Raw genomic sequence first — 11,728 nt, 5'->3', positions numbered from 1 at the left:
CGGCGGGGGGCCCCCCCGCGGGCCCGGACTGCCGCGCTCGCCGGGCGGCGAGGCGAGGCGGGGCGCGGAGCCGGCCGGTGGCGCGGCGCTCCGCGGCCCGGCGCGGCCCGGCGCGGCGCGGCGCGGCGCGGCGCGGCGCGGCGCGGCGCGACCCGGTGCTCAGCCCACGCGGTGCAGCCAGCGCACGGGCGCGCCCGCGCCCGCGTACCGGAACGGCTCCAGCTCGTCGTCCCACGCCTGCCCGAGCGCCAGCGCCAGCTCCTCGCGCACGGCTCGCGCGTCGGCCTGCTCGAGCGCCGCGCGGATGCGGTCCTCGGGGACGACGACGTTGCCGTGCACGTCGGTCTGCGCGTGGAAGATGCCCAGCTCCGGGGTGTGGCTCCACCGCGCGCCGTCGCTGCCGTGGCTCGTGTCCTCGGTGACCTCGTAGCGCAGGTGGGTCCAGCCGCGGAGGGCCGACGCGAGGCGCGCCCCGGTGCCGGAGGTCCCCTGCCACGAGTGCTCGGCACGGAACATCCCCGGTGCGGCGGGCTGCTCGGTCCAGTCCATGGACACGCGCGAGCCCAGCACGTTGCCCGCCGCCCACTCGAGGTGTGGGCAGAGCGCGCGCGGCGCAGAGTGCACGAAAAGAACACCGCGGGTGATCGCACCTGCCATGTCATCCCTCCCGGATCGGCTCGAGGTTCGCCTTCCCCAACGACCTCGTCCCTACCGGACACGTGACTCCACAGCCTGCACGCGCGGCGTGCTGAGGACAGCATGCCTGATGAGGGCCGGTGCGCACCAGCGCTCCGGCCCTCGTCACCTGCTCCGTGCCCGGATCGTCCGGGTTCCGGACGCCCCGGCGGCCCGTCAGAGGGTCTCGCGGATCGCCCGCATCGCCTTCTTGCGCACGGACCGGTCGAGCCGGTCGATGTACAGGTGGCCGTCCAGGTGGTCCACCTCGTGCTGCAGGCAGCGGGCCATGAGCTCGACGCCCTCGACGACGACCTCCTTGCCGTCCAGGTCCGTGCCGACGACCCGTGCGTACCAGGCGCGCTTGGTCGGGAACCACAGGTCGGGCACCGACAGGCAGCCCTCGTCCCCGTCCTGGTAGTCCTCGGACAGCTCCACGATCGTCGGGTTCAGCACGTAGCCGAGCTCGTCGTCGATGTTCCAGGAGAACGCCCGCAGCCCGACGCCGATCTGGTTCGCGGCGAGACCCGCGCGCCCGTCGTGGTCGACCGTCTCGAGCAGGTCCTCGACCAGGCCCTTCACGCGGGCGTCGATCGTGGTCACCGGCTCGCACGGGGTGCGCAGCACCGGGTCGCCCACCACGCGGATCTCTCTCATCGCCATGCCCGCGATTCTTCCATGCCACGACCGGCATCCGCGGTGCGGGCGCGCGGCACGGGGACGGGCTGGTCAGCGCGCCGCCGCCGCCCGCCAGAGGTGCATCGCCGCGTACGACCGCCAGGGCGACCACGCCGCCGCCCGCGCCTCGAGCGCGCGGTGCGCCGCCGCCCGCGGCAGGCCGGGGTCGAGCGCGCCCGCGGCGGTCGCGCCCGCGACGAGGGCGACGTCGCCGGCCAGCCACGCGTCCGGGTCGCCGAGCACGCGCATCGCCACGTACGCCGCGGTCCAGGGCCCCACCCCGGGCAGGGCGACGAGCCGCGCGCGCAGGTCGGCCGGGTCCGCGCCGACGTGCGCCGGCAGAGCGCCCTCGACCAGCGCACCGGCGGCCGCGAGCACCGCGGCCACCTGGCGCGCGGGCAGCCGCAGCGGCCGGCCCGGGTCCGGCTCGGCGCCCGGGACGGGTGCCGGGACCGCCGCGAGCACCTCCTTCGGCGTCGGGAACAGCCGGTCCAGCCCGGGGATCGCCGACACGTACGGCGCGTCCGCGGCCGCGACCAGCCGGCCCAGGTGGCCCCGCGCCGCCGCGACCGAGATCTGCTGCCCGACGATCGCGCGGACGACGAGCTCGGCCGGGTCCACCGTGCCGGGTACCCGGGTGCCCGGCGCCGCGGCGACGAGCGGCGCGAGCACCCGGTCCGTGGACAGCGCGGCGTCGACGGCGGCGGGGTCCGCGTCGAGGTCGAGCAGGCGGCGCACCCGCGCCACGGCGGTGCTGACGTCCGCCAGCGACGCGAGCTCGAGCCGCGCCGCGAGCCGCCAGGCCCCCTTCCGCTCGGGGGTCGCGACGATCTCCACCGCGGCCGGCCCGTGCGGCAGGGTGAGCGTGCGGGCGTAGCGGAGCGGCCCGTCGTCCGGCAGGTCCGCCACCTCCACGCCCGCCACGGCCCGGACCGCCAGGAAGCTCAGGACGCCCCGGGCGTCGAACGGCTGCCGCACCGGCAGGGCGAGGTCGAGCCGCACCTGCGGGGCGCCCGCCACCTCCCCCGCTGCCGCTGCCCCCGTCGCGTCGACCGCGTCCGCGCGGCGCGCCCGCGCGCGCAGCTCCGACGGCTGCACCGCGAACACCTCGCGGATCGTGTCGTTGAACTGCCGCACCGACCCGAACCCGGCGGCGAAGGCGACGTCCGTCACCGGCAGCGCCGTCCCGACCAGCAGCGCCCGCGCCGTCTGGGCGCGCCGTGCCCGCGCGAGCGCCTGCGGGCCGGCGCCGAGCTCGGCGACGAGCATCCGGTGCACGTGCCGGCTCGTGTACCCCAGCTCGGCGGCGAGCGCCTCGACGCCACCCCGGTCCAGCAGCCCGTCGCCGATGAGCCGCATCGCCCGGCCGACCGCGTCCCGGCGCAGGTCCCACTCGGGCGTGCCCGGCGTGGCCTCCGGGAGGCACCGCTTGCACGCGCGGTAGCCGGCCTCGTGCGCGGCGGCGGACGTCCGGTAGAACGTCACGTGCTCCCGCCGCGGGGTGCGCGCCGGGCAGGACGGCCGGCAGTAGATCCCCGTCGACGACACGGCGGTGACGAACTGCCCGTCGAACCGGGTGTCGCGCGCGTCGATCGCCCGGTACCGCTCCTCGTAGCCGGGGTCGCCCGGTGCGTACCGGGCGTGCGGCGCGGGGTCGCCGGCGGCCGGGGCGGCGACCGGGGCGGCGGCGACCGGCGTGACAGCAGCCGGCGAGGCCGGGTCGGAGGGTTCGCGGGCGGGCATGCCTCCAGTGCACCGCGCGGGCGCGGCCGGAGTCCAGCGGCGATCGGACATCGCCGTCGCCGCGCGTCCCGCCGCCAGGCACCCCACGGGAGGGCCCGCGCGGCGAGACCGGTGGTCCGCGCCGAGATCGGTGGGTGCAGCCACCGATCTCGGGTGGAACCGCCGATCTCGGGCGCGACCGTCCCGGATCCCACCCGCCTCGCCGGGACCGGGGCGCGCCGGCGTCCGGCTGGTGTGACGCGCGAGACGCCGCGCCGGGATGACGGGACGGCCGGGTCGTCCTATCTTTGTACTGACCAGTCAGTACGAATCGATCAGAGGCGACAGTGTCTTCGGAGCCCACCCCGACACGCGAGGCCGAGCAGCAGGACGTCGTGCAGCCCGAGCAGCCCGCGCCGTCCCACCAGCCGGCGTCCCACCAGGCGGCGTCCCACCAGGCCGCGCCGTCCGCGCCGGCCGCGCCGTCCGCGCCGGCCGTCCCGCCCGAGCCGGCGCCGTCCGCGCAGGACGACGCCGAGCAGCAGGACCCCGACGCCCAGCCGGCTCCCCCGCCGTTCGCCGTGCGCGCCCGCGGCCTCGTGCTCACCGGCACCCGCGGCGCCGTCTACGGCCCCGTCGACCTCGACCTCCCGACCGGCTCCCTCACCGTCGTCCAGGGCCCGCAGGGCGCCGGCCGCTCCAGCCTGCTGCTCACCCTCGCCGGCCGGATGGTCCCCGACCGGGGCTCCGACCTCACGGTGCTCGGCGAGGACCTGCCGCGACGCCGGACCGCCGTGCAGCGGCGCGCCGCCGTGGCCGGCTTCGCCGGGGTGGACGAGCTCGACGACTCGGTCACGGTCGGCGACGTCACGCGCGAGCGGCTCGCCTGGCTGTCGCCCTGGTACCGGTGGACCGGCCGTGTGTCCCAGGAGCGGTTCACCGCGCTGGCCGGCCCGGTGTTCGGCGAGCGCCCGCTCCCCCGCGTCTCGACCGTGATCTGGGACCTCGACGAGGTCGACGCCATGCTGCTGCGCGTCACCCTCGCGCTGGCGCAGGAGCCCGAGCTGCTCGTGGTCGACGACGTCGACCAGGTGCACGACTCCGGCCGCCGGCAGACGGTCTGGACCCGGCTCGAGGCGATCGCCGCCGCCGGCACCACCGTCATCGCGTCGGTCGCCTCGCTCGACGAGGTCGCCCGGATGCGCTGGTGGACGCCGCCCGAGGTCGCGAACCTCGCCACCGGCCCGCACGCCGTGCCCGCCGCCTGAACCCGCACCCGCACCTCCCCGAGGACCTGTGATGCTCTCCTCCCTGTCGACCGGCACCGAGCTGCGGCGGTTCCGCCGCGGCCTGCTGCCGAAGCTCGCCGTCGTGGCGATGCTGGCCATCCCGCTGCTGTACGGCGCCCTGTACCTGTGGGCCTACTGGGACCCGACCGGCAACCTGGACCGGCTGCCGGTCGCCCTGGTGAACGCCGACGAGGGCGCCACCCAGGACGGCGAACCGCTGCGCGCAGGCGACGACGTCGTCGGCGAGCTGCTCGACTCCGACGCGCTCGACTGGCGGCAGGTCGACGCCGAGGACGCCGCCGCCGGCGTCACGGACGGCACCTACTACTTCGCGGTCACGCTGCCGGCCGACTTCTCGAGCGACATCGCGTCGATCGGGGGCGACACCCCCACCTCGGCGGAGATCGACGTCACCTACAACGACGCCAACTCCTACCTCGCCTCCACCCTGGGCCGCAGCGCGATGACCCAGATCCGCGCGGCGGTGTCGGCCACGATCGGCGAGCAGGCGGCGGACCAGGTGCTCGTCGGCCTCGGCTCCGCGCGCGACGGCTTCGCGCAGGCCTCCGACGGCGCCCTCACGCTCACCGCCGCGAGCGGCGACCTGTCGTCCGGCGCGCACCAGGTCGCCGACGGCGCGACCTCCGCCGCGGACGGCGCGGCCCGGCTCTCGTCCGGCGCCACGGACCTCGCGAGCGGGGCGGGCCGGCTGGACTCCGGCGCCGCCGCCCTGGCGACCGGCGCGGGCACGCTGTCGTCCGGCGCGGGCTCCGCGGCCTCGGGCGCGGCGGACCTCGCCTCGGGCGCGCAGCGGCTGTCCGACGGGGCGTCCACCGCGGCGACCAGCGCGGGCGCGGTGGCCGACGGCGCGCGGCAGGTGAGCGACGGCGTCGACCGGGTGGCCGCCACGGTCACCGCGCTGTCCACCGGCGCGCAGGGGCTGTCCGGGACGCTCGCGTCCGCCGGCCAGGACCTCGCGGCCCTCGCGCAGCAGCGCGCCCAGGCCGGGGACACCGCGACCGCCGCCGCGATCCAGGCGGCGCTCGCCGACCTGCAGGGCGCCGTCGCGGATCTCGACCTGCCGGACGCCGGCGCCCAGCAGCAGGCCGCCGCCGACCTCCAGACCCTCGTCGCCGGCGCCCACCAGCTCCGCGACGGCTCCGCCGCCCTCTCGACCGGGCTGGGCACCCTCGCGTCGTCCTCGGGCGAGCTCGCCACCGGTGCGGCCACCCTGTCCTCCGGCACGGCCCAGGTCGCCTCCGGCGCGTCCGACCTCGCGGGCGGCGCGGGCACCCTCGCCTCCGGCGCGGCCGACCTGGACACCGGCGCGCACACGCTCGCCTCCGGCGCCGCAGACCTCGCGTCCGGCACCGGCACGCTCGCCTCCGGCGCGACGCAGGTCGCCGACGGCACCGACCAGCTCGGCGACGGCAGCCAGGAGCTGGCCGACAAGCTCGCCGACGGGGCCGCGCAGATCCCGGACGACTCCGACGGCACCCGGTCCGACCGTGCGAGCGCCCTGAGCACCCCCGTCGAGCTGTCGAGCACCGACGTCGCCGCGGCCGACGGCTACGGCGAGGGCTTCGCGCCGTTCTTCGTCCCGCTGGCGCTGTTCGTCGGCGGGCTGATCACCTGGCTGCTGCTCCGCCCGCTGCCGCCGCGCGGCCTCGCGACCCCGGCCCGGGGGTGGCGGATCGCGCTCGCCGGCTACCTGCCGGCCCTGGCGATCGGCGTCGGCCAGGTCGTCATCCTGCTGACCGTCGTGCACTTCGGGCTCGGCCTCGGCTGGTCGACGGCGTTCGGGACCGCCGCGTTCACGGTGCTGGTCGCCGGCGCGTTCCTGGCGGTGCAGCAGATGCTCATCGCGGTGCTGGGCGCCGCGGCGGGCAAGGTCGCGATCATCGCCCTGCTGATGCTGCAGCTCACGGCCGCCTCGGGCACCTACCCCGTGGAGACGACGCCGGCGTTCTTCCGGGCGCTGCACCCCGCGCTGCCGATGACCTACGCCGTCACCGGCCTGCGGGAGCTCACGACAGGCGGCACCGACGCGCGGCTGTGGACCTCGGTCGCGGCGCTGGCGGCGTTCCTGCTCGGCTCGCTCGCGATCACCTCGTGGCGCGCGGCCCGGCAGCGCACGTGGACGCTGTCCCGTCTGCACCCCGCTCTGTCGATCTGAGAGGCTGGGTCCCATGCCAGCCGCCGCCGACGCCGCCCCCGCGCCCTCCGGGGCCGTCGACTCCCCCGGCACCGGCCGGCGCGACACCCGCCGGGCCATCATCACGGCGACCGTCGCGCTGATCGCCGACCGCGGGTTCTCCGCCACCTCCGTCGACGACATCGCCGACCGGGCCGGGGTCGCCAAGGGCAGCGTCTACTACAACTTCGGGTCCAAGGGCGCGCTGTTCGAGACGGTGCTCACCGAGGGGCAGCGCGCGCTCACCACCGCGCTGCGCGGTGCCGCGGAGGGTCGCGAGGGCCGGGACGCGGTCGGCGCGCTCGTGCACGAGCTGCTCGCGCAGATCCAGGGGCACCCCGACTTCGCCAAGGTGCTCGTGGCCGAGGTGTTCCGCACCGGGCGCGACTGGCAGGACTCCATCCGGCAGGTGCGCGACGAGTCGTTCGCGGTGTTCGCCGAGGTCGTCGCCGCGTCCTGGCCGCACCGGGACCCGTCCCTGACCGCCGCCGCCATGTTCGGGGCGACGCTCGTCGCCGGGCTGGAGTGGCTGGCGTTCCAGCCGGAGCGGCCGGTGGCGGACGTGCGCCGGGCCGTGCTGGCCACGGTCCTGGACCAGCTCCCGGCCTGAGCCCGCGCCGACCCCGTCCGGCTCGGTGGCAGGTCTGGCCCGACACGCCGTGCGCGTGTCGGGCCAGGCCGTCCACCCGGGGGGACGCGCCGAGCCCCGCAGACGCGGAACGGGCCCCCGAGCGTGTGCTCGGGGGCCCGTTCGCGATGGTGCGGGGTGCTGCGCCTCAGAGGCGGCCGGCCTGCTGCGGCACGCCGCCGAGCAGCTCCATGACCTCGGACTCGAGGAACCGGCGGTGGCCGCCGAGGGTGCGGACGGCGGAGAGCTTGCCCGCCTGGGCCCAGCGGGTGACCGTCTTCGGGTCGACCCGGAACATGACCGCGACCTCACCCGGGGTGAGCAGCGAGGCGGAGGCCTGCGTCGGGATCTGGGCCTCGAGGGGGTACGTCATGGTGACTCCTAGTCGGTTCGGTAGCCCGGCTGTCCCGATGGGACCCGTGGCTTTGCGTCCCCGCCTTGCAGCGGGTTTGCCGTTGTCGCTCAACGAGGAGAACTATACAGAAAACGGACAGATCGGCAAGTACCACCCGAGAGCGGACAGAATCGCAGGTCAGCGGTGTGCGCGTTCACATCGCGGACGGCGCGGCGACCGCTGGGCGGTACCAGCGCGGCGTCGGAGCCGCCACCGGGGTCAGCCTCACGGCGCGCAGGTTCACCCGCGCGGGCGGCCTGGGCAGGCCGTCCCGGTCACCCGCGCACGCGCGTCCCGGCTGCCCGGGCGCGCGTGGCCGGGCCGCTCGCGCCTGATCTCCGGCGAGAAGTCTCCGCACCACCGGATCGTTCGGGGTGCCGGGCGACGATCGGGTGGGGATGAGGGCGGCCGAAGGGAGTGGGCGGCCCGGCGAGCGGCGCGGCGAGCAGCCCGGCGGGCAGCCGGGCGAGCGGCCCGGCGAGCGGCACAGCCCGGCGAGCGGCGCGATCGGCCGCGCGGCGCCATGGGCGGCGCGGCGCGGCGCGGCACCCGATGGTCAGACCGGCGCGCCGGGCCCCGCCGGGTCGCCGCCGCCGGACGGGTCGAAGCGGTAGCCCATCCCCGGCTCCGTCAGCAGGTACCGCGGCGCGGCCGGGTCCGGCTCGAGCTTCTTGCGCAGCTGCGACAGGTACAGCCGCAGGTACCCGGTGTCGGTGATGTGCTCGGAGCCCCAGATGTCCGACAGCAGGGTCTGCCGCGTGACGAGCCGGCCGGCGTTGCGCACCAGGACCTCGAGGATCCGCCACTCCGTCGGGGTCAGCCGCACGGGCTCGGGCGGGGTGCCGTCGCGGGTGACGGTGGTCGCGGTGAGGTCCACGGTGACGTCGCCGATGCGGACCAGCGGCTCGGCGTCGGTCCCGCCGGACGCGCGGCGGGTGAGCGCGCGGATGCGGGCCAGCAGCTCGTCGACGCCGAACGGCTTGGTCACGTAGTCGTCCGCCCCGGCGTCGAGCGCCTCGACCTTGTCGGCCGAGCCGGTGCGCCCGGACAGCACGAGCACGGGGGCGCCGGTCCAGCCGCGCAGCCCCTGGATCACCTCCACGCCGTCGAGGTGCGGCATCCCGAGGTCGATCAGGTACAGGTCGGGCTTGTGCTCGATCGCCTGGTTGAGCGCCGACACGCCGTCGGTGGCGACGAGGATCTCGTAGCCGCGGGCGCGCAGCGTGATCCGCAGGGCGCGCAGGATCTGCGGGTCGTCGTCCGCGACCAGGATCTTCACGAGCCACCCTCCCGGGGTCCGGGCGCGGCGCCGGCCTGGCGCAGCGCGATCACCATCGTGAGCCCACCGCCGGGGGTGTCCTCCGGCCCGAGCGTGCCACCCATCCCCTCGGCGAACCCGCGGGACAGCGCGAGGCCCAGCCCCAGCCCGGTCGCGTTGTCGGTGTCGCCGAGCCGCTGGAACGGGACGAACAGGTCGGCGCGTCGGTCGGCGGGCACGCCTGGCCCGTGGTCGACGACCCGCACCTCCACCCGGTCGGCGAAGGCGCTCGTCTGCACCCGCACCGGCACCCCCGGCGGGCTGGCGTGCACCGCGTTGGCCAGGACGTTGACGAGCACCCGGCGCAGCAGCGCGGGGTCGGCCTGCACCGGTGGCAGCGCGGGGTCGAGCTCGAGCTGCACCTCGTCGGGGCCGACGCCGAGCTCGTCGAGCGCGGGCAGGATGACGTCGTCCACGTCGGTCGGGCGCACCGCGACGCCCAGCACGCCCGCCTGCAGCCGGCTGACGTCGAGCAGGTCGGTGACCAGGCCTGTCAGGGTGCCCAGGCTCTCGTCGGCGGTCGCGAGCAGCTCCTCGCGGTCGACCGGCGACAGGTCGACGTCCCGCGACCGGAGGCTGCCGACCGCGGTCGTGGCGGCGGTGAGCGGGCGGCGCAGGTCGTGGCTGACCGCCGACAGCAGCGCGCTGCGCACCTGGTCGGTCTCGCGCAGCGGGCCGATCGCGTCCGCCGTGCGGCTGAGCCGCTGGTGGTCGAGCGCGGCGGCGACCTGCGCCACGACGACGCCGAGCAACCGGTTGTCCGCGCCGTCGACCTCGGGGACGCGGGTGGCGTCGGAGCCGGCGTCGCGCGGCCGTCGCTCGCCGCGGTCGAGGTCGAGCACCGTCTGCTCGTCGACCGGCACGTGCGGCGACCCGGAGCGGACGGTGCCCGACTCGGCGAGGACCTCGTCCCCGGAGCGGAGGCGGACGCCCGCGAGCCCGAACGCCTCCCGCGCCCGCTCGATCAGCGCGCCGAGCGTGTCCTGGCCCCGCAGCACCCCGCCGGCGACCGTCGCGAGCAGCTCGGACTCCGCGCGGGCGCGGTGCGCAGCGCGGGTGCGGCGCGCGGCGAGGTCCACGACGGCGGCGACCAGCGCGCCGTTGACGACGTACAGGGCGAGCGCGAGGGCGTGCACCGGCTCGCTGACGGTGACCGTGTGGGTCGGCGCGACGAACAGGTAGTTCAGGGTCAGGCCGGACAGCAGCGCGGTGAGCAGTGCGGGCCACAGCCCGCCGACCAGGGCGATGACCACGACGAGCAGCTGGTAGGCGAGCACGTCGCTGGCGAGCGAGTCCGGGGTCCGCGCGGCGACCAGCCACCAGGTGAGCAGCGGACCGAGGACGACGCACAGGACGAATCCGAGCAGCCGCCGCCGGACGGTGAGCGCGCCCGACACCCGCGGCAGCGGCAGCCGGCCGCCGGCGGCCGCGGCGTGGTTGACGAGGTGCACGTCGATGGCGCCGGCCTGCCGGATGACCGTCGCGCCGATGCCCGGCCCGGTGAGCGCCGCCTTCAGCCACCCGCGCCGGCTCAGCCCGATGACGAGCTGGGTGGCGTCCTGGGCCCGGGCGAACTCGACCAGCGCCGTCGGCACGTCCTCGCCCACGACCTGGTGATACGTGCCGCCGAGCTGCTCGGCGAGCGTCGCCTGGGCCGCGAGCGCCCCGGGGTCGGTGTCCCGCAGGCCGGTCTGGGCGCTCACGTGCACCGCCAGCAGCTCGCCGCCGGACGACCGCGCGGCGATCCGCGCGCCGCGGCGCAGCAGCGTCTCCCCCTCCGGCCCGCCGGTCAGCGCGACGACCACGCGCTCGCGCGCCTCCCAGGGCACCTCGATCGCGTGCTCGGCGCGGTACGAGCGCAGGGCGGAGTCCACCTCGTCGGCGAGCCACAGCAGCGCGAGCTCGCGCAGCGCCGTGAGGTTGCCGAGCCGGAAGTAGTTCGACAGCGCGGCGTCGACCCGCTCGGCCGGGTAGACGTTGCCGTCGGCGAGCCGGTCCCGGAGCGACTGCGGCGCGAGGTCCACGAGCTCGATCTGGTCGGCCGCCCGGAGCACCGCGTCGGGGACCGTCTCCCGCTGCGGGACGCCGGTGATCGTGCGCACGACGTCGTTGAGGGACTCGATGTGCTGGATGTTCACCGTGGTCAGGACGTCGATGCCGGCGTCCAGCAGGTCCGCGACGTCCTGCCATCGCTTGTCGTGCCGGGAACCCGGGGCGTTGGTGTGCGCGTACTCGTCGACCAGGGCGACCTCGGGCCGCCGGGCCAGGACGGCGGCGAGGTCCAGCTCCGTCAGCGCGACTCCGCGGTGCTCCACGCGGGCGCGCGGCACCACCTCCAGCCCTTCGACCAGCGCGGCGGTGGCGGCGCGGCCGTGGGTCTCGACCACCGCGACGACGACGTCGCGTCCGTCGGCGCGGAGGCCGCGGCCCGCCTCCAGCATGGCGTAGGTCTTGCCCACGCCGGGCGCGGCACCGAGCAGCACGCGCAGCCGGCCCGTGGTCATCCGCTCACCCCTCCAGGTCGTCGAGGGCGAGGTCCGGGCGGCGCCACGGGTGCCGCGCGCCGGCCGGGGCGCTCCGGGTCCCTGCCGCGATCGTAGCCCCGGGCGGGGCGGTGACCTGCGGCGCGGTCGCACCCGGGACCGGCACGGCCGGCACGAGGGCACCGTGGGACCGGCCGGTTCCGCGGGCCGAGGGACCCGGCACCCGCCCGGCACCCGCCCGGCACCCGCCCGGCACCCGCCCGGCACCCGCCCGGCACCCGCCCGGCACCCGCCCGGCACCCGCCCGGCACCCGCCCGGCACCCGCCCGGCACCCGCCCGGCACCCG

General features: G+C 77.1%; 9 protein-coding genes and 1 riboswitch. Of the genes, 3 read left to right on the top strand and 6 right to left on the bottom strand.

The window, feature by feature from the left end; genetic code table 11:
• Positions 1 to 159: 159 nt before the first annotated feature.
• From FS882_RS20660 to FS882_RS20650, 3 genes are all read right to left on the bottom strand, one after another.
• Positions 160 to 657, bottom strand: coding sequence for a DUF3145 domain-containing protein (locus FS882_RS20660; RefSeq protein WP_158376143.1), 498 nt, complete (start codon positions 655 to 657; stop codon positions 160 to 162).
• Between the two features lie 195 nt (positions 658 to 852).
• On the bottom strand, positions 853 to 1,338 hold the full coding sequence (def, locus tag FS882_RS20655; protein WP_158376141.1) for a peptide deformylase: 486 nt from the start codon (positions 1,336 to 1,338) through the stop codon (positions 853 to 855).
• 66 nt (positions 1,339 to 1,404) lie between these two features.
• Entirely contained in the window at positions 1,405 to 3,096 is a 1,692-nt protein-coding gene (locus FS882_RS20650) for an AlkA N-terminal domain-containing protein (protein ID WP_158376139.1), read from the bottom strand.
• A 326-nt stretch (positions 3,097 to 3,422) separates the two neighbouring features.
• Between FS882_RS20650 and FS882_RS20645 the strand changes: the two genes are divergently transcribed.
• From FS882_RS20645 to FS882_RS20635, 3 genes are read left to right on the top strand one after another with little or no spacing between them, the layout of a single operon-like run.
• Positions 3,423 to 4,343, top strand: coding sequence for an ATP-binding cassette domain-containing protein (locus tag FS882_RS20645; protein WP_262348448.1), 921 nt, complete (start codon positions 3,423 to 3,425; stop codon positions 4,341 to 4,343).
• Positions 4,344 to 4,374: 31 nt separating this feature from the next.
• The gene (locus FS882_RS20640; RefSeq protein ID WP_158376137.1) at positions 4,375 to 6,540 is read left to right on the top strand and encodes a YhgE/Pip domain-containing protein; all 2,166 of its coding nucleotides are present in this window, start codon (positions 4,375 to 4,377) and stop codon (positions 6,538 to 6,540) included.
• Between the two features lie 13 nt (positions 6,541 to 6,553).
• Complete coding sequence (locus FS882_RS20635; protein WP_158376135.1) at positions 6,554 to 7,168, top strand: TetR/AcrR family transcriptional regulator; 615 nt, start codon at positions 6,554 to 6,556, stop codon at positions 7,166 to 7,168.
• Positions 7,169 to 7,334: 166 nt separating this feature from the next.
• On the opposite strand, the gene FS882_RS20630 is transcribed toward FS882_RS20635, so the two are convergent.
• From FS882_RS20630 to FS882_RS20620, 3 genes are all read right to left on the bottom strand, one after another.
• Entirely contained in the window at positions 7,335 to 7,559 is a 225-nt protein-coding gene (locus FS882_RS20630) for a BldC family transcriptional regulator (RefSeq protein WP_147796295.1), read from the bottom strand.
• A 16-nt stretch (positions 7,560 to 7,575) separates the two neighbouring features.
• Positions 7,576 to 7,650, bottom strand: a riboswitch (cyclic di-GMP riboswitch).
• Positions 7,651 to 8,136: 486 nt separating this feature from the next.
• The gene (locus FS882_RS20625; RefSeq protein ID WP_158376133.1) at positions 8,137 to 8,859 is read right to left on the bottom strand and encodes a response regulator; all 723 of its coding nucleotides are present in this window, start codon (positions 8,857 to 8,859) and stop codon (positions 8,137 to 8,139) included.
• Positions 8,856 to 11,402 carry an ATP-binding protein gene (locus FS882_RS20620; protein WP_158376131.1) on the bottom strand — a complete coding sequence of 849 codons (2,547 nt, stop codon included), beginning with the start codon at positions 11,400 to 11,402 and terminating at the stop codon, positions 8,856 to 8,858. The genes FS882_RS20625 and FS882_RS20620 overlap by 4 nt, the downstream gene beginning before the upstream one ends.
• Between the last annotated feature and the right edge of the window lie 326 nt (positions 11,403 to 11,728).

The sequence above is a fragment of the Cellulosimicrobium cellulans genome, from assembly GCF_007679345.1.
GTDB classification, from domain to species: domain Bacteria; phylum Actinomycetota; class Actinomycetes; order Actinomycetales; family Cellulomonadaceae; genus Cellulomonas; species Cellulomonas cellulans_A.
Note: the sequence above shows the minus strand (reverse complement) of the source record. Positions and strands in the feature narration are given on the sequence as shown.

Excerpts from the sequence above, each read along its gene's own strand:
- FS882_RS20660 (WP_158376143.1), bottom strand. The coding sequence starts at position 657 with ATGGCAGGTGCGATCACCCGCGGTGTTCTTTTCGTGCACTCTGCGCCG.
- def (WP_158376141.1), bottom strand. The coding sequence starts at position 1,338 with ATGGCGATGAGAGAGATCCGCGTGGTGGGCGACCCGGTGCTGCGCACC.
- FS882_RS20650 (WP_158376139.1), bottom strand. The coding sequence starts at position 3,096 with ATGCCCGCCCGCGAACCCTCCGACCCGGCCTCGCCGGCTGCTGTCACG.
- FS882_RS20640 (WP_158376137.1), top strand. The coding sequence starts at position 4,375 with ATGCTCTCCTCCCTGTCGACCGGCACCGAGCTGCGGCGGTTCCGCCGC.
- FS882_RS20635 (WP_158376135.1), top strand. The coding sequence starts at position 6,554 with ATGCCAGCCGCCGCCGACGCCGCCCCCGCGCCCTCCGGGGCCGTCGAC.
- FS882_RS20630 (WP_147796295.1), bottom strand. The coding sequence starts at position 7,559 with ATGACGTACCCCCTCGAGGCCCAGATCCCGACGCAGGCCTCCGCCTCG.
- FS882_RS20620 (WP_158376131.1), bottom strand. The coding sequence starts at position 11,402 with ATGACCACGGGCCGGCTGCGCGTGCTGCTCGGTGCCGCGCCCGGCGTG.